At 56.2% G+C, this 20,592-nt stretch carries 18 protein-coding genes; 10 read left to right on the top strand and 8 right to left on the bottom strand.

Annotated features, from left to right (window positions below; genetic code table 11):
• Positions 1-134: 134 nt before the first annotated feature.
• A complete protein-coding gene (gene modF, locus OGY35_RS17005) occupies positions 135-1,607 on the bottom strand; it encodes a molybdate ABC transporter ATP-binding protein ModF (RefSeq protein ID WP_286632911.1) in 1,473 nt (490 codons plus the stop codon).
• A 248-nt stretch (positions 1,608-1,855) separates the two neighbouring features.
• Here modF and srsR point away from each other — a divergent pair, with 248 nt between their 5' ends.
• On the top strand, positions 1,856-2,752 hold the full coding sequence (gene srsR / locus OGY35_RS17000; protein WP_178826107.1) for a LysR family transcriptional regulator SrsR: 897 nt from the start codon (positions 1,856-1,858) through the stop codon (positions 2,750-2,752).
• Here srsR and scpC read toward each other — a convergent pair.
• The 5 genes from scpC to modE all read right to left on the bottom strand — a co-directional run bounded on the left by scpC (position 2,749) and on the right by modE (position 9,155).
• The gene (gene scpC, locus OGY35_RS16995; RefSeq protein ID WP_286632910.1) at positions 2,749-4,227 is read right to left on the bottom strand and encodes a succinyl-CoA:acetate CoA-transferase ScpC; all 1,479 of its coding nucleotides are present in this window, start codon (positions 4,225-4,227) and stop codon (positions 2,749-2,751) included. The genes srsR and scpC overlap by 4 nt on opposite strands.
• A gap of 19 nt (positions 4,228-4,246) precedes the next feature.
• Positions 4,247-5,032 carry a methylmalonyl-CoA decarboxylase gene (gene scpB, locus OGY35_RS16990; protein ID WP_286632909.1) on the bottom strand — a complete coding sequence of 262 codons (786 nt, stop codon included), beginning with the start codon at positions 5,030-5,032 and terminating at the stop codon, positions 4,247-4,249.
• 10 nt (positions 5,033-5,042) lie between these two features.
• Positions 5,043-6,038: a methylmalonyl Co-A mutase-associated GTPase MeaB gene (meaB, locus tag OGY35_RS16985; RefSeq protein ID WP_286632908.1), complete on the bottom strand. Its 996-nt coding sequence runs from the start codon at positions 6,036-6,038 to the stop codon at positions 5,043-5,045.
• Positions 6,031-8,175: a methylmalonyl-CoA mutase gene (gene scpA, locus OGY35_RS16980; RefSeq protein ID WP_286632907.1), complete on the bottom strand. Its 2,145-nt coding sequence runs from the start codon at positions 8,173-8,175 to the stop codon at positions 6,031-6,033. Before scpA ends, meaB begins: the two co-directional genes overlap by 8 nt.
• A 191-nt stretch (positions 8,176-8,366) precedes the next feature.
• Positions 8,367-9,155 carry a molybdenum-dependent transcriptional regulator gene (gene modE, locus OGY35_RS16975; RefSeq protein ID WP_286632906.1) on the bottom strand — a complete coding sequence of 263 codons (789 nt, stop codon included), beginning with the start codon at positions 9,153-9,155 and terminating at the stop codon, positions 8,367-8,369.
• 128 nt (positions 9,156-9,283) lie between these two features.
• On the opposite strand from modE, the gene OGY35_RS16970 reads away from it, so the two are divergent.
• From OGY35_RS16970 to modC, 4 genes are all read left to right on the top strand, one after another.
• Positions 9,284-9,433, top strand: a complete 150-nt coding sequence (locus OGY35_RS16970; protein WP_003023026.1) for an AcrZ family multidrug efflux pump-associated protein — start codon at positions 9,284-9,286, stop codon at positions 9,431-9,433.
• A 256-nt stretch (positions 9,434-9,689) separates the two neighbouring features.
• Positions 9,690-10,463, top strand: coding sequence for a molybdate ABC transporter substrate-binding protein (gene modA, locus OGY35_RS16965; protein WP_042320522.1), 774 nt, complete (start codon positions 9,690-9,692; stop codon positions 10,461-10,463).
• Positions 10,463-11,152 (top strand): molybdate ABC transporter permease subunit, encoded by a 690-nt coding sequence (modB, locus tag OGY35_RS16960; RefSeq protein ID WP_152405393.1) that lies wholly within the window; start codon positions 10,463-10,465, stop codon positions 11,150-11,152. Before modA ends, modB begins: the two co-directional genes overlap by 1 nt.
• A 2-nt stretch (positions 11,153-11,154) precedes the next feature.
• Complete coding sequence (modC, locus tag OGY35_RS16955) at positions 11,155-12,213, top strand: molybdenum ABC transporter ATP-binding protein ModC (protein ID WP_286632921.1); 1,059 nt, start codon at positions 11,155-11,157, stop codon at positions 12,211-12,213.
• On the opposite strand, the gene OGY35_RS16950 is transcribed toward modC, so the two are convergent.
• Positions 12,214-13,032: a pyridoxal phosphatase gene (locus OGY35_RS16950; RefSeq protein ID WP_286632905.1), complete on the bottom strand. Its 819-nt coding sequence runs from the start codon at positions 13,030-13,032 to the stop codon at positions 12,214-12,216.
• 222 nt (positions 13,033-13,254) lie between these two features.
• Here OGY35_RS16950 and pgl point away from each other — a divergent pair, with 222 nt between their 5' ends.
• Positions 13,255-14,250 carry a 6-phosphogluconolactonase gene (gene pgl, locus OGY35_RS16945; RefSeq protein WP_286632904.1) on the top strand — a complete coding sequence of 332 codons (996 nt, stop codon included), beginning with the start codon at positions 13,255-13,257 and terminating at the stop codon, positions 14,248-14,250.
• A 65-nt stretch (positions 14,251-14,315) separates the two neighbouring features.
• On the opposite strand, the gene OGY35_RS16940 is transcribed toward pgl, so the two are convergent.
• Positions 14,316-15,599, bottom strand: coding sequence for a putative acyl-CoA thioester hydrolase (locus OGY35_RS16940; protein ID WP_286632903.1), 1,284 nt, complete (start codon positions 15,597-15,599; stop codon positions 14,316-14,318).
• Positions 15,600-15,822: 223 nt separating this feature from the next.
• Between OGY35_RS16940 and hutI the strand changes: the two genes are divergently transcribed.
• The 4 genes from hutI to hutU all read left to right on the top strand — a co-directional run bounded on the left by hutI (position 15,823) and on the right by hutU (position 20,592).
• The gene (gene hutI, locus OGY35_RS16935) at positions 15,823-17,046 is read left to right on the top strand and encodes an imidazolonepropionase (RefSeq protein ID WP_286632902.1); all 1,224 of its coding nucleotides are present in this window, start codon (positions 15,823-15,825) and stop codon (positions 17,044-17,046) included.
• On the top strand, positions 17,043-17,984 hold the full coding sequence (gene hutG / locus OGY35_RS16930) for a formimidoylglutamase (RefSeq protein WP_286632901.1): 942 nt from the start codon (positions 17,043-17,045) through the stop codon (positions 17,982-17,984). The genes hutI and hutG overlap by 4 nt, the downstream gene beginning before the upstream one ends.
• Before the next feature lie 25 nt (positions 17,985-18,009).
• The gene (locus tag OGY35_RS16925) at positions 18,010-18,735 is read left to right on the top strand and encodes a histidine utilization repressor (protein ID WP_152405386.1); all 726 of its coding nucleotides are present in this window, start codon (positions 18,010-18,012) and stop codon (positions 18,733-18,735) included.
• A gap of 171 nt (positions 18,736-18,906) precedes the next feature.
• A complete protein-coding gene (gene hutU, locus OGY35_RS16920; RefSeq protein WP_286632900.1) occupies positions 18,907-20,592 on the top strand; it encodes a urocanate hydratase in 1,686 nt (561 codons plus the stop codon).

Here is a 20,592-nt window from a genome sequence, read left to right as displayed (position 1 = left end):
AAAATAGTGGAATCGTTTACACTCGCGAATTCTCTCGCTGAGCCATCAATTATTTAATTATAAATCATAAGCTTTAAGAATGATTGCGCCTTTTATCCGAAAAAAAAGGGCGCTTTCGCACCCACGGATGAAAACTAACGCAACGGCGTTTGCAGATAGGTATAGGTCTCGCCCTCTGGCACAAATTCCAGACGGTGGGTAATGCAGGCCGGTGCATCTTCAGCGTGATGGGAAACAAACAGTAGCTGCGTGTCGCCCTCGCTAATCAACACGTCGACAAAACGACGGATGAGCTGGCGGTTCAGCGGGTCCAGCCCCTGTAAAGGTTCGTCCAGAATCAGCAGGGTCGGGTGCTTAACCAGCGCCCGGGCGATCAGTGCCAGACGCTGTTGTCCCCAGGAGAGGCTATGAAACGGCGCGTCGGCGGTACGTTTATTGAGTCCCAGAATATCCAGCCACTGTTGCGCGAGTTTCTGCTGACGGTCTGACACGGCCTGATAGATCCCAATAGAGTCGAAATATCCCGACAAAATCACATTGCGCACCGTGGTGCTCACCCGGTAGTCGAGATGCAGGCTACTACTGACATAGCCAATGTGTTTTTTGATATCCCAGATGGTTTCACCGCTGCCACGACGACGGCCAAACAGCGTCAAATCGTTACTGTATCCCTGCGGGTGGTCACCGGTTATCAGGCTGAGCAACGTGGATTTTCCGGCGCCGTTGGGGCCGACAATCTGCCAGTGCTCACCGGGATCCACCTGCCAGCTCAGGCGATCGAGAATAGGACGATCGTTGTACGACACGACGCCATTCTTGAGGATGATCCGCGGCGTCTCGGCAGACAGGGCGGGGTGGGCAGCAGGTTCGTCTGCTTCAGGCAGCGCCACCCCTTCCAGTCGCTCGCTATGGGCAAGTTGGGCGATCAGCGCCTGCTGGAGCAAGTCCGTTTTCGATCCGATTTCCGTTAAGGTGCAGTCAACCAGCACGCCGGCATACTGAACGAACGCCGGGATTTCATCAAAGCGGTTCAGCACCAGCACCAGCGTGATGCCGGACTGGTACAGCGTTTCAAGCAGTGCTGCTAACTGCTGGCGGGAGGCGACATCCAGGCCGTCAAATGGCTCATCGAGAATTAACAAATCAGGCTCAGACATCAGCGCCTGACAGAGTAATGTTTTGCGCGTTTCGCCGGTAGAGAGGTATTTAAAGCGGCGATCGAGCAGATGAGTGATACCAAACTGCCGCGCCAGCGTCGCACAGCGGTCCGGGTCTTTCACCTCGTCCTGAACGATCTCTGCCGTGGTGCGTCCGGTATCCTCTTCGCCGGGGCTGAGCATATCGGTGTTATTGCGTTGCCATTCATCGCTGACCAGCTTCTGCAGTTGCTCAAATGAAAGACGGGTCATTCGCAAGAATGCGCACTGGCGTTCGCCTTTGAGCTGCGGTAACTCGCCGGCCAGCGCGCGCGCCAGCGCCGATTTCCCGCTTCCGTTCGAGCCGACAAACGCCCAACTCTCACCCGCGTTTAATGTCACGGAATCCAGGCGAAGCGTTTTTGTATCGCTAAGACGAAACGTGCCTTGCGAAATATGCAACGATGACATTTTGTATCCCATTTTTTGCAGCAATGAATGACAGGGATACGTGTTCCGGGAAGGAATGTCAATGTGATTAGCGCGACTGCGGGTAAAAAAAACGGCGCTTTAAAATCGATGTAGGTATCTGTGCCATGTGGCGGTTACGGCGACAGAACTATCGCTATTTTGTGAACCACTGCAAAAAAGGGCGACGCGTTATCCAGTATTTTTCGCAGCCAGTAGAGATGTCATGGCGATTAATGATGGAGTGTTTTGTGGATATTTTTATCTCGAAAAAAATGCGTAATTTCATCCTGTTGGCGCAAACCAATAATATCGCCAGAGCGGCTGAAAAAATACACATGACGGCATCGCCGTTTGGCAAAAGTATTTCGGCGCTGGAAGATCAGATTGGCTACACGCTGTTTACCCGCAAGGATAACAGCATAAGTCTGAACAAGGCCGGGCAGGAGTTGTATCAGAAACTGTTTCCGATTTATCAGTCCTTGTCGGCGATCGATAATGAAATTCATCACTCTGTGCGCGGTTCGCGCAATATTGTGATTGGCGTAGACAACACCTATCCGACGATTATTTTCGACCAGTTGATTAGCCTGGGCGACAAGTACGACGGCGTGACCGTTAAGTCTGTCGAGTTCAGCGAAAACGAAGTCATTGATAACCTGTTTGGCCGTCAACTCGATTTTATCATTTCGCCGCAGTATGTTTCGGCCCGCGTGCAGGAACTGGATAATCTGACCATCAGTGAGTTGAAGCCGCTGCGTCTGGGGTTCCTCGTTTCCCGTCGCTACGAGGATAAACAGCCGCAGGATCTGCTACGTGAACTGCCCTGGCTGCAAATGCGTTTTCAGAATCGGGCCAATTTTGAGGCGATACTGGAAGCACATATGCGGCCATGCGGCATTAACCCGACGATTATCTACCGCCCTTACAGCTTTATGGCGAAGATCAGCGCGGTGGAGCGCGGGCAGTTTCTGACCGTGATCCCATACTTTGCGTGGCGTCTGGTGAACCCGGCGACACTGAAGTATTTCGATGCGCCTGGCCGTCCGATGTATATGCAGGAATACCTGTACTCGTTGAAAAACCACCGCTATACCGCCACGATGCTTCAGCAAATTGCGGAAGATCGTGGCACAGAGGTGAATTAGCCGAGCATCGAACCGTGTTCAATCAGATTGCGGTGCAGATCGAACACGTGGCTGAGATCGTGGTGAATATGCCCGCCAGGCGCACTATCGAGATAGCGGTGCAGATAGTCCTGGTAGAGTGGATGGGCACAGTTGTTGATGATCGTGTGCGCCCGTTGCAACGGTGAGAGTCCGCGAAGATCGGCGATCCCCTGTTCGGTGACGATCACCTTCACGCTGTGTTCGCTGTGGTCAACGTGGCTGCACATCGGGACGATGGTGGAAATCTTGCCGCCTTTGGCGATGGATGGCGCCATAAAGATAGACAGATAGGCGTTGCGCTCAAAATCACCGCTGCCGCCAATGCCGTTCATCAGATTCACACCGGCCACGTGTGTCGAGTTGGCGTGACCGTAGATATCAAATTCCAGCCCCACGTTCAGGGCTATCACCCCAAGACGGCGGATAATCTCTGGATTATTGGAAATCTCCTGCGGGCGGAGCACAATACGGCTGGCGAAGAAGTCCATATTGTCGTAAATCTTCAGCAAGGAATCGGCGGATACCGTCAGGCTGGAGGCGCTGGATCCGGTGATTTTTCCCGTTTCCAGCAGATGGACGACCGACTCCTGCAACACCTCTGAGTACATCATAAAGGGCGGAATGTCCGGATTCTCCCCAAGCCGCGCCATTACGGCATTATTGATATTGCCAACCCCACTTTGCAGCGGCAGAAACTCGGGTGGAATGCGCCCGCGCGCCATCTCTTCCAGCAGAAACGTCACGACGTTATCGGCGATTTGCTGGCTGACAGGGTTGGTGTTATCCAGTACGTTTCCGCTGTCGGGCAGTTCAGTGTCAACCACCGCCACAATCTTGTCAGGATCGATTTGCACATACCGGGTGCCAACGCGATCCATCGCATGATAAATGGGCACGCTGTTGCGACGCGGCGGCGCGCCGGGAATGACGATATCAGCCAGTTCAGCGACGCGTGGGTTGTGGTAGTGATTCAGCTCAATGATGACTTTTTTTGCCCGCAGCAGCCAGGTGGGGGCATTGCCGATCCCGCTGGTAAGCCAGACCCGTCCGTCAGGCGCAATGGCCGAGGCTTCAATTACCGCAACGTCAATATCACCAAAGAAGCCATAGTTAACCATCTGTGCCACTTCGCTCAGATGTAAGTCAACAAAGCGTACCTGACCCTGATTGATTTTTTGCCGTAGGCTGCCTGACGTCTGATACGGCGCGCGCCATGAGATGGCGTCAGCCTCGGACAGTACATCATCGGCGGCAGCACTAATAGACGCCCCCGTCAGCAGCCTAATCTGAAACGGTTTTTGCGCCTGATGAAACTCGCTGGCGCGGCGGGCGATAGCCGCAGGGAGTGCTTTGGGAGAACCCGCGGGGGTAAAGCCGCTGAAGGCAACCATCGCATTATGTTCAATAATCTGCGCCGCGTCGTCGGCGCTCATCCGTGACCAGGGGTCTTTCATATTGTGTCCCTTCCCGGTATCAGTGGCCGACAAAGTTGGGTTTACGTTTATTCAAAAACGCGTTCATCCCTTCCTGATAATCTTCGCTGTCATAAACGGCACGGCGCATTCCCTGAATACGTTCGAACTCGTCGGAATTCATGGTGTGCGCTTCGCCAAGCACGCGTAGCTCTTCTTTTATCACCGCGATGGCAAGCGGCGCTTTTTCCGAGATATGGTGCGCCATCTGCAACGTGAAATCCTCCAGCTCTTCGACGGCGACAACGTGGTTGAGGATACCGACCGCCTGCGCACGCTGTGCGGTAATAGGGGAGGCGGTGAAGATCAGCTCTTTGACGATATGGAAACCCGCATCGCGAGTCAGGTTGTGGATACCGACCAGATTGTACGGCACGCCAAGATTAACCGGAGTCATAGAGAACGTGGAGGTACTGGCTGCGATGATCAGATCGGAACTCATGATCATCTCAAATGCGCCTCCCCAGACGCTGCCCTCGACCATGGAGATAACCGGTTTTGGGTACTTCTGAATCATGCGGGTGATCTGGCGTAGCGGATCGTCATAAGAGAGCGGATCGCGCCTGCCAGCGGGGAGCTCATGAATATCGTGACCGGCGGAAAATACCTTCGCACCGGCTGGTGCGCGCAGGATAATACAGCGAATATCCGGGCGATTGAGATCGCTGAGCGCCAGCATGAGATCGTCAATAAACACTTTGCTCAGGGCGTTCAGCTTGCGGGCATAGTTGAACTCAATGACTGCCACTTTTCGGATAATGACAACATTAACGTATTGATAAGACATATTTTTCTCTTTATTCAAAGTAATGATTCAGAAGGTATTCGCGGATTTGCTGAAGACCGGCGCGTGACGAGAGACGGTTATTTTTGACGGCCTGCTGCGTCAGGTTGTAATAGTGGTCGAAGTCGTCACGGGAGAACAGGAGCCGCAGCGCCTCGGCTTCTGTCTGTTTTTGCAACCAGTTAATTTCCTGCAACTGGCGCACCTGCTGCAGTCGTCCGCTGGCGGTTAACTGGGTTCTGAAATCGCAGATGGCCTGCCAGACCTCGTCAATACCGCGCTTTTCCAGCGCGCTACAGCTCAGCACCTGCGGCTGCCATTCGGCATATTTATGGCGCAAAATATGCAGTGCGCTTTCGTACATATGGCGGGTTATGGCGACGTGGTTGTGGTTTTCGCCGTCATCCTTGTTGATGACAATCAAATCCGCCATTTCCATGATCCCTTTTTTGATGCCCTGCAGGTCGTCGCCGCCACCGGCTATTTGTAACGACACAAAGCAGTCCACCATGTGAGCGATTTCCGTTTCCGACTGTCCAACGCCGACGGTTTCAACGATCACAACGTCGAACCCCGCCGCTTCGCACAGCAGCACCAGTTCCCGGGCATGCAGGCAGGCACCGCCCAGATGACCACGCGAGGGCGCCGGGCGGATAAAGGCCGCATCCGATCGCGCCAGTTCGGTCATTCGCGTTTTGTCGCCAAGAATGCTGCCACCGCTGACAGGACTGCTGGGATCGACGGCAATCACCGCCACGCGCAGTCCGTCGCGGGTAAGACGCGTACCGAAAGCCTCCAGAAACGTGCTTTTCCCGGCGCCAGGCGTGCCCGTGATGCCCAGGCGCAGCGCGTTGCCGGTGAAAGGCATAATGGCATCCAGCAGTTGCGCGCTCAGCGCCTGATGGCGAGGATGTTGACTCTCCACCAGCGTCATGGCCTGGGCGAGCGTGGCCCGTTCTCCCTGTCGTAATAGCCTCACGGTGTCAGCCAGCGTGGATTCGTTAATCATGATGTTGGCTTATCCGCCTCAGCACATCGCGTACGCTGTCCAGCATCGGCGTGCCGGGGCCGTAAATTGCCGCTACGCCGCGCTCCTGCAGGTAGGCATAATCCTGGGGAGGAATCACGCCGCCGGCGACCACGCAGATATCGTCACGCCCCCATTTTTTCAACGCGGCGACCAGTTCAGGGATGAGCGTTTTGTGACCGGCCGCCAGCGATGAGGCGCCGACGACGTGTACATCGTTTTCTACCGCCAGACGGGCGATCTCTTCCGGGGTGGAGAACATCGGGCTGAGATCGACATCGAATCCGAGATCGGAATAGGCGCTGGCGATCACTTTCGCACCGCGATCGTGACCATCCTGGCCCATTTTGGCGATCAAAATGCGGGGACGGCGACCATTGTCTTCGAGGAACTGCCCGGTCTGCGCAACGATGGCGTCAAACTCGCAGGCCGATTTCTCGGATTGATGGTAGCTCTGCGCAATCACCCCGGTGACGCACTGGCTTGGCACCAGATAACGGTCAAATGCGGATTCCAGCGCGTCGGAGATCTCACCCAGCGTGGCGCGTGCGCGCGCCGCATGAATGGCGGCGGCCAACAGATTTTCATTATGCTGTGCGGCGTGGGTTAACGCCGCCAGCGCGGCGTTAACGGCGGCATCATCGCGGGTCGCGCGGACCTGCGCCAGCGAGGCGATCTGCTCGTTGCGCACCTTAATGTTGTCTATCTCCAGTACCGTCGTTTCGTCTTCTTTTTCCAGCTTGTATTTGTTGACGCCGACAATCACGCGCTTGCCCTGGTCGATCAGCGACTGTTCGCGGGCAGAGGACTCTTCGATCATCCGTTTCGGCAGCCCGGCTTCGATAGCTTTTGCCATTCCACCGGCCTCGTCGATCTGCCTGATAATCTCCCGCGTCTGTTTCACGACCTGATCGGTCAATGATTCCACATAGTATGATCCGGCAAGCGGATCCACGGTGCGGCAGATTTCTGACTCTTCCTGAAGGATTATCTGCGTGTTACGTGCAATGCGGGCGGAAAAGTCGGTGGGCAGACCGAGTGCTTCGTCAAAGGCGTTGGTATGGAGCGACTGGGTGCCGCCAAGCGTGGCGCCGAGCGCTTCGATAGTGGTTCGGATCACGTTGTTATACGGATCCTGTTCGGTCAGGCTCCAGCCAGAGGTCTGGCAGTGGGTGCGAAGCGCTAAGGATTTCGGGTCGGTTGCGCCGAAACCCCTAACTGCTTCGCTCCACAGATAACGCGCCGCGCGCAGCATGGCGATGTTCATGAACAGATCCATGCCTATGCCAAAGAAGAACGAAAGGCGGGGCGCGAAGTCGTCAATTTTCAGTCCGGCGGAAAGGGCGGCTTTGATGTATTCAATGCCATCGGCCAGCGTAAAGGCGACCTGCTGCACGCAGTTGGCACCCGCTTCGGCCATATGGTAGCCGCTGATGCTGATGGTATTAAAGCGAGGCATGTTGTCCGAACACCAGGCGATGATGTCGGCGATAATTCGCATTGAGGACGTTGGCGGGTAGATGTAAGTATTGCGGCAGAGGTACTCTTTCAGAATATCGTTCTGAATGGTTCCGGTTAGCTGCTGCGGCGTCACGCCTTGCTCTTGCGCCGCGACGATGTAAAACGCCATCACTGGCAGTACCGCGCCGTTCATGGTCATCGACACCGACATCTTATCCAGAGGGATCTGGTCGAAAAGTACCTTCATGTCTTCGACGGTATCTATCGCCACGCCCGCTTTGCCGACATCGCCCGCGACGCGTGGGTTATCGGAATCATAACCACGGTGGGTGGCGAGATCGAAAGCCACAGAAAGGCCCTTCTGTCCGGCGGCGAGGTTGCGACGATAGAAAGCGTTAGACTCTTTGGCGGTAGAGAAACCGGCGTACTGACGGATGGTCCACGGTTGCGCGGTATACATGGTTGCGCGCGGTCCGCGTACGTAAGGCGGCAGACCGGGAAGGGTGCCGGTGACTTCCAGTTTATCGAGATCGGCTTCGGTATACAGCGGCTTGATGGCAATGCCTTCCGCTGTCTGTTTGACCAGCGATTCGACGGTTTTTCCCCGTCGGCTGAGCTCCTTGTTGGCGAGTGTCTGCCACTCCGGTAAGTCTGACATTTTTTGCTCCGTAATCCGCAATAAAAAGAGGGTATTGCGGGTACGATGAGCTTTTTAATGCCCCCTGTCGCCAGCAAAAAATAGCCAACGATGCGTCGTTTTTTGCCGGGTGGGATTATTCATTTTGTAATGAATTTCAAAGAAAAAATAACGGCGGGTAACTTCCCGCCGTTATACCGTTGCGGTGATACTCAGCACAATGTCGCGAGAATCACTCTGTCGGCATTGAAATACGCTGTAACGTTAGCGCCTTCGGACAGCGATGCGGCATCATCCACGGGTACGGTGGCGCACAGTATCTGACCGTCCGGCAGCGTCATTAATACTTCACACTGTTCTGCGCCGCGTTCAATATGATTGATAATGCCCTGGAGTTGGTTATCTGCCGCCTGGGCGATGGCGTCGTCCAGGGTGATCCCCACCCACGGCGCTTTCAGCAGCACGAGGACTTCTTTGCCTTCATCAAGCCCCAGTCGCTCGCCGCTCTGGGCGGTAATCGCCACTTTCAGCCGCGTTTCACCATCGGCTAACAGCACATCGACATGCTGCTGCACCTGATCGCGATCGCGGGCGGTAATGGTGCCAAACCACTGGTTACGCGCGCTGGTTTGCAGGGAAAAACGCGAGATCGCCGCTAACAGGCTATTGAGCGGCAGCGCGTCATCGTCGCTTAAGACATCGAAGGCTTTTTGCTGAATCTGCCCCAGCAGATCGTAAAGCTGGATCAGGCGCTGCCCGTAGCGGGTCAACACTGCGCCACCGCCGCCTTTGCCGCCTGTCGCACGGTCGACCAGCGTCTGCTCGCTGAGGAGGTTCATTTCATTGATGGCGTCCCAGGCGCTCTTATAGCTGATGCCTGCATCTTTCGCGCCCTGACTAATGGAACCGGAAAGTGCAATATGCTTGAGCAAAGAGATGCGTCGGGGATCGGCAAACAGTTTTTGCTGAAGTTTCAGGGTAAGAAGGATTTCGGCTTGCATAACAAGATCCTGGTAAAAAGGTTATTGTGACGGAAAACCACAGAGACGCAAAGCCGACCGCACAAAAGGGGAGTGCTTTTCTCAGTGATGCGGTTAGAATACTACAAGGACTATATCAGGAGTTGACCATGTTAGAGTTATTGAAAAGTCTGGTATTCGCCGTAATCATGGTACCTGTGGTGATGGCCATCATCCTGGGTCTGATTTACGGTCTCGGTGAAGTGTTCAACATTTTCTCCGGTATCGGTCAGAAAGACCAGTCCAGACAGAATCACTGATTTCAAACGCCCGCTCAGTCGGGCGTTTTTGTCTCCTTCGTCTTTCAGGCCGCATTTTTGTTGGCCGCGCCCGATCGCTCAAAGATTTGCCGCCCTAATGCAACCCGAAATCCAATGGGGATTGTTTCTCAAGTTCTCCTCATTCCTGCCGATATTTTCTTTGCGTAACCTCTTATAGGTATCAATAACTTCTGGGAAAAACGTTGCTTTGTCGTTATATTTGCGTCTACATAACGACACTCGAAAGGAGTTACAGATGGCTCGTACATGGTTACGCCTGTTTGCTGGGGCAACATTATCACTGACTGTTGCCGGACATGCGCTGGCGGATGAAGGGAAAATCACGGTATTTGCAGCGGCGTCATTGACTAACGCGATGCAGGATATCGCGGCAGAATACAAAAAAGAGAAGAATGTCGACGTGGTCTCCTCTTTTGCTTCATCTTCGACGCTGGCTCGCCAGATAGAAGCTGGTGCGCCAGCGGATCTGTTCATTTCTGCCGATCAGAAATGGATGGACTACGCGGTAGATAAGAAGTCGATTGATACGGCATCGCGTCAGACGCTGCTGGGCAACAGCCTTGTGGTGGTGGCGCCAAAAGCCAGTGAGCAGAAAGATTTTACTATCGACAGTAAAACCAACTGGACGACGCTGCTGAACGGTGGACGGCTGGCGGTGGGCGATCCGGAACACGTTCCGGCGGGGATCTACGCGAAAGAAGCGCTACAGAAACTGGGTGCCTGGGAAACATTGTCACCGAAACTGGCACCAGCAGAAGATGTGCGCGGCGCGCTGGCGCTGGTCGAGCGTAACGAAGCGCCACTGGGCATCGTTTACGGTTCTGACGCGGTTGCCAGCAAAGGGGTTAAAGTCGTGGCCACCTTCCCGGAAGACTCGCACAAAAAAGTGGAATACCCCATCGCGATTGTCGATGGACATAAAAACGCCACGGTCAGCGCGTTCTATGATTACCTGAAAGGACCGCAGGCTGCTGAAATCTTTAAACGCTACGGATTTACGACCAAGTAATGATATTGACCGATCCCGAATGGCAGGCCGTTTTCCTGAGCCTGAAAGTGTCTTCCCTGGCCGTGCTGTTTAGTTTGCCGTTTGGGATATTCTTTGCCTGGCTGCTGGTGCGCTGCACCTTCCCAGGCAAAGCCTTACTGGATAGCGTGCTGCATCTGCCGCTGGTGTTACCGCCGGTGGTGGTCGGTTATCTGCTGCTGGTCTCGATGGGACGGCGCGGATTTATCGGTCAGTGGCTGTACGACTGGTTTGGTATTACCTTTGCCTTTAGCTGGCGCGGCGCGGTACTGGCGGCGGCAGTGATGTCTTTCCCACTGATGGTGCGCGCCATCCGGCTGGCGCTGGAAGGGGTGGACATCAAGCTGGAGCAAGCCGCCCGGACGTTGGGCGCTGGACGCTGGCGCGTCTTCTTCACCATTACTCTCCCGCTAACGCTGCCTGGCATTATTGTCGGCACGGTGCTGGCATTTGCCCGCTCGCTCGGCGAGTTTGGCGCTACGATTACCTTTGTCTCCAACATTCCCGGAGAAACGCGCACCATTCCTTCGGCGATGTATACCCTGATCCAGACGCCTGGCGGTGAAAGCGCCGCGGCGCGACTGTGCCTTATCTCCATCGTACTGGCGCTGATTTCACTGTTGATTTCTGAATGGCTGGCGCGGCTCAGCCGCGAACGGGCGGGGCGATAATCATGCTGGAACTCAACTTCTCTCAGACGCTGGGCACCCACTGCGTCACGCTCAACCAAACGCTGCCCGCCAGCGGAATCACCGCGATTTTTGGCGTCTCCGGTTCTGGAAAAACCTCGCTCATCAATGCCATCAGTGGCCTGACGCGACCGCAAAAAGGGCGCATTGTGCTCAACGGACGGGTGCTGAACGACACGGAAAAACGTATTTGTCTGACGCCGGAAAAACGTCGGGTAGGCTACGTTTTTCAGGATGCGCGCCTGTTTCCGCATTATAAAGTACGCGGCAATCTGCGTTACGGCATGGCGAAAAGCATGGCCGGTCAGTTTGATAAGCTGGTGGCGCTGTTAGGTATTGAGCCCCTGCTCGACAGACTGCCGGGCGGCCTCTCCGGTGGTGAAAAACAGCGTGTGGCGATTGGTCGGGCGCTGCTGACCGCGCCGGAACTGCTGCTGCTGGATGAACCACTCGCCTCGCTGGATATTCCGCGTAAGCGCGAACTGTTGCCCTATCTGCAACGCCTGGCGCGGGAGATCAACATTCCCATGCTCTACGTCAGCCACTCGCTCGACGAAATTCTCCATCTGGCCGATAACGTGATGGTACTGGAAGACGGTCGGGTGAAGGCGTTTGGCGCGCTGGAAGAGGTCTGGAGCAGCAGCGTGATGCATCCGTGGCTGCCGAAAGAACAGCAGAGCAGCATCCTGAAGGTGAGCGTGCTGGAGCATCATCCGCATTACGCCATGACGGCACTGGCGCTGGGCGACCAGCATTTGTGGGTCAATAAGCTCAATGAACCGCTGCAAGCCTCGTTGCGCATTCGTATTCAGGCGTCGGATGTTTCACTGGTGCTACAACCGCCGCAGCAGACCAGTATCCGCAATATTTTGCGCGCGAAGGTGACCCACTGCTACGACGATAACGGGCAGGTGGAAGTTCAGCTTGAGGTCGGGGGCAAAACGCTGTGGGCGCGCATAAGCCCGTGGGCCAGGGATGAGCTTGGGATCAAACCAGGCCTGTGGCTGTACGCGCAAATCAAGAGCGTATCCATAACCGCCTGATTACAGCAGTTGGCTATAGATGAACTTCGCAATGCTGTCGGTGGTGTTGTCGCCGATGACGACGTTAGCACGTGCTTTGATCTCGTCGTCAGCATTGCCCATCGCCACGCCGGTACCGGCCGCTTCCAGCATGCTGATGTCGTTGTAGTTATCCCCGAAGGCAATCACGTTTTCCATCGAGCCGCCCTGAGATTCGACCCACTGGGTCAGGCGTTTGCCCTTACTGTTACCCTGACGGGCGATATCGACCTGATCGTGCCACGACCATTCGCATTCAAGGCCCAGTTGCTGTTCGACATGTTTGCCAAATTGCTGCAGTTTAGGGATATCGTCGTCTGTCAGGGCGAATTTCCAGACCGCGTTGACATCGCGCGCCGCCTGTGCCAGTGAAGGCACCTGAGTGAAGACCGGACGCTGTTCCGGTGGCAGCGTCTGCGCCCAGTTTGATGTGCGAATGACATGGCCGGTCGGATGCTCATACAGCATGGCGTCATCGACATACATCAGACCATGAACCTGATGCGATTCCAGCAATGTAATAAGCTGCAGCGCCTGGTCAACCGGCAATGGGTCGGCCTCAAGAACATTTTTTGCGTGATAATCATACAAATAAGTGCCATTACAGCAAATTGCAGGTGTATCCAGCGCCAGTGCCTGATAAAAAGGATGAATCGCGACGTGATGACGCCCGGTGACGATGATAAGTTGGTAACCCGCCGCTCTGGCGCGTGACAGCGCTTCGACAGACGAGGGGAGCAGGGTCTTTTGCGGGGTCAGCAGGGTTCCATCTAAATCCAGGGCAATCACGCGAGCGGTCATATCGTCATCCCGATTAACATTGAAAATTTTGTCTGCCTGAATGGTACACCGGGACGGGGAGCAGGCAAAATTTAGTACGTATACCCTGAATAATTCGAGTTGCAGGTGCGTTGGCTGCAACTTGAAGTATGACGGATATAGATTCAGCATTCACCGTTAAAAGCGACTACGTTAAGCTGTATTCCATCATTGCAGCCAGTTGCCTAAAGCAGAGGAGCATTCATGAAGCAAACCGTTTATACCGCCAGCCCTGAAAGCCAACAGATCCACGTCTGGAGCCTGAGTCATGATGGCGCGTTGAAGCTGGTACAGGTGGTTGATGTGCCCGGGCAGGTTCAGCCGATGGTGGTCAGCCCGGATAAACGCTATCTCTACGTGGGCGTGCGTCCTGAATTCCGCGTGCTGGCTTACCGGATTGCGCCGGATGATGGTGCGCTGACGTTTGCTGCAGAATCCGCACTGCCGGGCAGCCCAACACACATTTCAACCGATCATCATGGGCGTTTCGTCTTTGTCGGCTCCTATAATGCGGGCAACGTCAGCGTGACGCGTCTGGAAGACGGCCTGCCGGTCGGGCTTGTGGATGTGGTGGAAGGGATGGATGGCTGTCACTCTGCCAATATCTCTCCGGACAACCGCACCCTGTGGGTGCCTGCGCTGAAGCAGGATCGCATCTGCCTGTTTACCCTAAGCGATGACGGTAAGCTGGTGGCGCAAGAGCCGGCAGAAGTGACCACCGTTGAAGGGGCCGGTCCGCGTCATATGGCGTTCCATCCGAATCAGCAATATGCGTACTGCGTCAACGAGCTCAACAGTTCTGTGGACGTCTGGGAGCTGAAAGATCCGCACGGCGACATCGAATGCGTGCAAACGCTGGATATGATGCCGGCTGATTTCTCTGACACCCGCTGGGCGGCGGACATTCACATTACGCCCGATGGTCGTCATCTGTATGCCTGTGACCGCACCGCCAGCCTGATTACCGTATTCAGCGTTTCAGAAGATGGCAGCGTGTTGACCAAAGAGGGCTTCCAGCCAACCGAAACGCAGCCGCGCGGTTTCAACGTTGACCATAGTGGGAAATACCTGATTGCCGCCGGACAGAAGTCGCACCATATTGCGGTGTACGAGATTGCCGGTGAGCAGGGGTTGTTGACGGAAAAGGGACGTTATGCGGTAGGCCAGGGCCCAATGTGGGTAGTGGTTAACGCGTATTAATCGGGGGCGCTTTTAACCCACCGGTAAAAGAACAACCGGCATCGCAGGATGCCGGTTTTTTATGCTTACTGCTTCGGTGCCGCCACCACTTTGCTGCCCACACCGCGGTTATTGTATTCCCACATGCGGTTAAAGTTGGTGTCGTTCAGGTTACGCTGGGTTTCGCCTTTATCATCTTTCGCGCCGGTATTGCCCGCGAAAGGACGCTTCGAGACCACCGCGTCAGCCCACGGCTGCGCCATGTTAAAGCCTTCGTTGATCACGCTATCGCGGATCACGACCTGACCGTTGGTGTTGCTGTCAACATCCAGTGAGCGGCCCAGTTGCGCCACGCCGTCACCGGCGGCAGTGAAGCGGCTGTTGGTGGCGAGGAAACCGTAGTAAATGTTCGACAGCGTTGCCGGTGCGAAGACGTACGCTTCTTGTTGAGTACGGGAGTTCACCACGCGGAAATCGGTGTTATCGAACACCACTGCGCCGCGACCGGAAACCATATCCACATCACCTTCGATGTAGCTGTTGGTGACCAGGGTGCGCGGCTGACGATCATTTTCCAGACGGTTCTGCACGCCGCTGTTGGTCACAAAGAAGGTGTTCTGGCGACCCAGAATGTTTACCTTGTCGATCTGAACTTTGTCACCGTCGGTGCGTAACGCAACGGCCGGGTGGTTACCCGCATCCACGCTGTCGCCGAGATTGTTTTCAACGGTCAGATTCTGCAACTGCAGGCCATTGTTCTGTGACCACAGTACGGCTGAACACATCACGCCAATGTTCGCGCCGCGTTTGCTCTGGCAGTTGTCAAACATGTACCAGGCCGGTTTACCAGGCATATATTTCCCACCCGGGTTCACCGTATGACGCCAGTCAGCGGTGCTCATTTCACCGTCAATCGCCGCGCCAATCTTCACGTCTAACGGTTTTTCACCCGTTCCGTATAGCGTCAGGCTGCCCGGTGCCGCAGGGATATAGACCGTTCCCTGATACTCACCCGGCATAATGGCAATGTACTGACGTTTGTTGGTGCGCGTGGTGATCGCTGCATCCACTGCCGCCTGAATGGTGGCATGGGTCACGCCCTGCGTACCGGCCGGGCCGACGACAAAGTCAGGCTGCGCGGGCAGAGAAATCGAGGACGGCGTCCACGGCGCGGTGTTCGGCGTCAGGGAAGAAAAATAGTTTTTAGCGACAAAATTCTGCGCTTCATTCGCCGACAAAATGGGGCGCGAGGAGGTTCCAGGCGCGGTTTGATCGGAAGGAATTTGATCCGGCGGGGTAGAGCTACAGGCGGTCAGCGTCACGCCAAAAGCCAGTGCCAGCGCCAGACGGGAAACTGATGATGTGTTCACGAGTTGCTCCGGGCTATAAAAGTATCCATTGAAGCCTGCTTTTTTATACTAAGTTGAGCAAAACGGGAAGGCGAAAAGCTAAAAAGTTGTTTTTTAAACCACTCCTCGCGGATCCTGATACCGCGAACGTCACAATTAAGTAACATTTTTGCCCTGGATGATTGACTTCCCGCGCGCGATCTCAAATAAATGTCTATACAACCTAAGACAAGTGGGAGAGGGCATGCAACACCTGTTACCTGATGATACGCTCTGGCGAAACCTTCGTCTGGCGACGCTCGACCCGGAGCAGCCGACGCCGTATGGCATGCTGGACCGTCATGCGTTGATTATCCGTGAGGGGCGCGTGCTGGCGATTGTGCCGGAGACATCACTCCCGACAGCGCACGCCAATACGCATGACCTGCAGGGGCGTCTGGTGACGCCCGGACTGATTGACTGCCACACGCATCTGGTGTTTGGCGGCAACCGCGCCAGCGAGTGGGAACAACGGCTGAACGGTGTCTCTTACCAGCAGATCAGCGCGCAGGGCGGTGGTATTAACGCTACCGTGTCGGCAACGCGTGCCGCAACAGAGGAGACGCTCTTTGCCTCTGCACAGGCGCGGATCGCGCGTCTGATACGAGAGGGCGTGACCCTGCTGGAAGTGAAATCCGGCTACGGTCTGAATGTGGCAGCAGAAGAAAAGATGCTGCGCGTTGCGGCCCGCCTGGCCGAAGAGAATCTCATCGAAATCAGCCCCACGCTGCTGGCGGCGCATGCCGTACCGGTTGAATATCGGGACAATCCTGACGGTTATATCACCCACGTCTGCGAAACGATACTGCCGCAGTTATGGGAAAAGGGGCTGTTTGAAGCGGTCGATCTGTTTTGCGAGAGCGTAGGGTTTACCCTGGCCCAGAGCGAGCGGGTACTGCACGCGGCGCAGGCGGCAGGCATCCCGGTCAAAGGGCATGTTGAGCAATTGTCTCTGCTTGGCGGGACGCAGCTGGTCAGTCGCTATCATGGGCTTTCTGCGGATCACATTGAATATCTTGATGAAGCAGGCGTGGCGGCGATGCGTCACAGCGGTACCGTTGGCGTACTGCTTCCGGGGGCGTTTTATTTTCTGAAAGAGACACAGCGCCCGCCCGTTGAATTGCTGCGTCGCTACCAGATCCCAATGGCCGTAGCGACCGATTTCAATCCCGGCACCAGTCCCTTCATCAGCCTGCACCTGGCGATGAACATGGCCTGCGTTCAGTTTGGACTGACACCGGAAGAGGCGTGGGCGGGCGTTACCCGTCATGCCGCTCAGGCGCTGGGACGCCAGACGACGCACGGACAACTAAAAGCGGGCTACGTTGCCGATTTTAACGTCTGGGATGCGCAAAACCCGGTGGAGATCCTCTATGAACCAGGACGCAACCCGCTGTATCAACGCATATTTCGAGGAGAAATGACATGACGCAATGGGAAACTGCTGCCCCTGATCTGTGGCAGGGGCGAGATGACAGCGGTGAAGCCGCAAACGCGCTGCGTCTGTTTCAGACCACAGCGCGCAGCCTGACGTTTTCGCCAGAGCATTATCGCGACAAAATAGCGCTGCTCGGCTTTGCCTGCGATGAGGGGGTTAAGCGTAATCAAGGGCGTCCCGGTGCCGCCGGCGCGCCGGACGCGCTGCGTTGTGCGCTGGCGAACCTGGCGAGCCACGCGGGGCATGAGCGACTGGTGGATATGGGGAATCTACTGGCCCCGACGGCGGATCTGGAAGGGGCGCAACAGGCGCTGCGTGATGCGGTCTCTCGATGTCATCAGGCCGGGATGCGCACCTTCGTTCTTGGCGGCGGACATGAGACGGCATTCGGCCACGGGGCGGGTATTTTCGACGCGTTCCCCGGCGAGCGGGTAGGGATCGTTAACCTCGACGCACATCTGGATCTGCGCAACGCCGGGCGGGCGACTTCCGGTACGCCGTTTCGTCAACTGGCACAGCTTTGCGACCAGCAGCAGCGCGAGTTCCGCTACGCCTGCATCGGCGTCAGTCGGGCGGCAAATACTCAGGCGCTGTGGGACGAGGCGCAAAAGCGCAACGTGCTGGTGGTTGAAGATTTGCAGTGCAGCGAAGCCCACGCCCGGCTGGCGGCGTTTATCAGCGAGGTAGATAAACTCTATCTGACGGTCGATCTCGACGTACTGCCTGTTGCCGAGATGCCCGCGGTGTCGGCTCCGGCGGCGCTGGGCGTGCCCTTGGCGACCCTGCTGACGGTGATTGAGCCTGTTTGTCGCAGCGGTAAGCTGCAGGCGGTGGATATGGTTGAATTTAATCCTCGCTTTGATAATGATGGCAGGTCGGCACGCGTGGCTGCGCGGCTTGGCTGGCAAATCGCCCATTGGTGGCAGTAATCGATTGATAAGGTAAAACATTCCCATGACACTCTCTCGCCCTCGTTCTGCTCCCGCGCCGTTTTATGAGACGGTTAAACGCGAGATTAGCGAAAAGATCGCCAGCGGCGTCTGGCAGCCGCACGATCGCATTCCGTCGGAGGCGGAGCTGGTGGCGCAGTACGGCTTCAGTCGGATGACCATCAACCGGGCGCTGCGCGAACTGACCGACGAAGGGATGCTGGTGCGCCTGCAGGGGGTGGGAACCTTTGTCGCGGAGCCGAAAGGCCAGTCTGCACTGTTTGAAATTCGCAGTATTGCCGACGAAATCGCCTCCCGGGGGCATCGGCATCACTGCGAGGTGCTGATTCTGGAAAAAAAACCGGCCAATGCGCGACAGGCGGCGGTGCTGAAGGTCAGTGAAGGGACGACGATTTTCCACTCTGTGATGGTACATTTTGAAAACGACCAGCCGGTACAGATAGAAGATCGCTGTGTGAATGCCGACATTGTCCCGGCATATCTGGCGCAGGATTACAGTCAGACCACGCCACATGCCTATCTGTCGTTGATTGCCCCGCTGACGGAAGGGGAGCACATTGTTGAAGCAGTGCGCGCTACGGCGCAAGAGTGTGCCTTACTGGATATTGGCGAGACCGATCCTTGTCTGCTGATTCGTCGTACCACCTGGTCCGCCACGCAGATCGTTTCCCATGCGCGACTGCTCTTCCCGGGGTCTCGCTACCGGTTACAGGGCCATTTCTCCTCCTGAATCACGCGAACTGAAAAGCGTGATTGCTGACGCAATATAACAAAAATGTATCTTTTTTGTTAATTGCTGCCTTGTTATGTCTTGTATAGACAAGTATATATTTACCTCACACCCTATCATTCCATTATGCCGGATAAACAGTATCCGGCACGTCCGTGAGGAGTCGTTGTTATGTCTCATAGCAAGTATCGCCAGCAAGATATCCGCGCCCCGCGAGGGACAACGCTGACGGCCAAATCCTGGCTGACCGAAGCGCCGCTGCGCATGTTGATGAATAACCTGGATCCCGACGTCGCCGAAAACCCGCATGAGCTGGTGGTGTACGGTGGTATAGGGCGCGCGGCCCGTAACTGGGAGTGCTATGACGCGATTGTCAATGCCCTGACTCAACTGGAAGCGGATGAAACGCTGCTGGTTCAGTCCGGCAAACCGGTTGGCGTATTCAGAACCCATCAGAACGCCCCGCGCGTGCTCATCGCCAACTCCAACCTCGTTCCGCACTGGGCGACCTGGGAGCATTTCAACGAACTGGATGCGAAAGGGCTGGCGATGTACGGCCAGATGACGGCCGGAAGCTGGATCTATATCGGCAGTCAGGGGATTGTGCAGGGCACCTATGAAACGTTTGTCGAAGCGGGACGCCAGCATTACGACGGCAATCTGCGCGGGCGCTGGGTGTTAACCGCCGGACTCGGCGGCATGGGGGGCGCGCAGCCGTTGGCGGCAACGCTGGCTGGCGCCTGTTCTCTGAACATTGAATGTCAACAGAGCCGCATCGATTTCCGCCTGCGCACCCGCTATGTCGATGAACAGGCGACGTCTCTCGATGACGCGCTGGCGCGTATCGAAAAATATACCCGCGAAGGCAAAGCCGTTTCGATTGCCCTGTGCGCCAATGCGGCGGACGTCGTGCCCGAGCTGGTGAAACGCGGCGTACGCCCGGACATGGTCACCGACCAGACCAGCGCCCACGATCCCTTGCATGGCTATCTGCCTTCCGGCTGGGACTGGGAGACCTATCAGCAGAAAGCGCTCTCCGATCCGCAGGGAACCGTAGAGGCAGCGAAGCGTTCGATGGCGAAACACGTCGAGGCTATGCTGGCGTTCAACGACATGGGCGTACCTACGTTCGATTACGGCAACAATATCCGTCAGATGGCAAAAGAGATGGGCGTGGAAAACGCCTTTGCCTTTCCTGGCTTCGTACCGGCCTATATTCGCCCGCTGTTCTGTCGCGGAATCGGACCGTTCCGCTGGGTGGCGCTTTCCGGCGATCCACAGGATATTTATAAAACCGATGCCAAAGTGAAAGAGATTGTGGCGGATGACGAGCACCTCCATCGCTGGCTGGACATGGCGCGGGAGCGGATTAATTTCCAGGGGCTGCCAGCGCGTATCTGCTGGGTGGGTCTTGAATGGCGGCAAAAACTCGGCCTGGCGTTCAACGAAATGGTGCGCAGTGGTGAAGTCTCAGCACCGATTGTGATCGGTCGCGACCATCTGGATTCCGGCTCTGTCGCCAGCCCGAACCGCGAAACCGAGGCGATGCGCGACGGCTCTGACGCGGTGTCCGACTGGCCGCTGCTCAATGCGCTGCTCAACACGGCGAGCGGAGCCACCTGGGTATCGCTGCACCACGGCGGCGGCGTAGGAATGGGCTTCTCGCAGCACGCCGGGATGGTCATTGTCTGCGACGGCAGCGATGAAGCGGCCGAGCGAATTGCCCGGGTACTGCATAACGATCCGGCGACCGGCGTGATGCGTCATGCGGATGCGGGCTACGACATCGCCGTGGAGTGCGCTGTGGAACAAGGTCTGAATCTACCGATGGTTGCGGCAACGCAGGGGAAACGCTGA

The sequence above is a fragment of the Citrobacter sp. Ct235 genome, assembly GCF_030332305.1.
GTDB lineage: Bacteria > Pseudomonadota > Gammaproteobacteria > Enterobacterales > Enterobacteriaceae > Citrobacter_A > Citrobacter_A telavivensis.
Note: the sequence above shows the minus strand (reverse complement) of the source record. Positions and strands in the feature narration are given on the sequence as shown.

Bases quoted from the DNA above. Each gene is read 5' to 3' on its own strand.
- modF (WP_286632911.1), bottom strand. From the start codon at position 1,607: ATGTCATCGTTGCATATTTCGCAAGGCACGTTTCGTCTTAGCGATACA.
- scpC (WP_286632910.1), bottom strand. From the start codon at position 4,227: ATGAAAGACCCCTGGTCACGGATGAGCGCCGACGACGCGGCGCAGATT.
- scpB (WP_286632909.1), bottom strand. From the start codon at position 5,032: ATGTCTTATCAATACGTTAATGTTGTCATTATCCGAAAAGTGGCAGTC.
- meaB (WP_286632908.1), bottom strand. From the start codon at position 6,038: ATGATTAACGAATCCACGCTGGCTGACACCGTGAGGCTATTACGACAG.
- scpA (WP_286632907.1), bottom strand. From the start codon at position 8,175: ATGTCAGACTTACCGGAGTGGCAGACACTCGCCAACAAGGAGCTCAGC.
- modE (WP_286632906.1), bottom strand. From the start codon at position 9,155: ATGCAAGCCGAAATCCTTCTTACCCTGAAACTTCAGCAAAAACTGTTT.
- OGY35_RS16970 (WP_003023026.1), top strand. From the start codon at position 9,284: ATGTTAGAGTTATTGAAAAGTCTGGTATTCGCCGTAATCATGGTACCT.
- modA (WP_042320522.1), top strand. From the start codon at position 9,690: ATGGCTCGTACATGGTTACGCCTGTTTGCTGGGGCAACATTATCACTG.
- modB (WP_152405393.1), top strand. From the start codon at position 10,463: ATGATATTGACCGATCCCGAATGGCAGGCCGTTTTCCTGAGCCTGAAA.
- modC (WP_286632921.1), top strand. From the start codon at position 11,155: ATGCTGGAACTCAACTTCTCTCAGACGCTGGGCACCCACTGCGTCACG.
- OGY35_RS16950 (WP_286632905.1), bottom strand. From the start codon at position 13,032: ATGACCGCTCGCGTGATTGCCCTGGATTTAGATGGAACCCTGCTGACC.
- pgl (WP_286632904.1), top strand. From the start codon at position 13,255: ATGAAGCAAACCGTTTATACCGCCAGCCCTGAAAGCCAACAGATCCAC.
- hutI (WP_286632902.1), top strand. From the start codon at position 15,823: ATGCAACACCTGTTACCTGATGATACGCTCTGGCGAAACCTTCGTCTG.
- hutG (WP_286632901.1), top strand. From the start codon at position 17,043: ATGACGCAATGGGAAACTGCTGCCCCTGATCTGTGGCAGGGGCGAGAT.
- OGY35_RS16925 (WP_152405386.1), top strand. From the start codon at position 18,010: ATGACACTCTCTCGCCCTCGTTCTGCTCCCGCGCCGTTTTATGAGACG.
- hutU (WP_286632900.1), top strand. From the start codon at position 18,907: ATGTCTCATAGCAAGTATCGCCAGCAAGATATCCGCGCCCCGCGAGGG.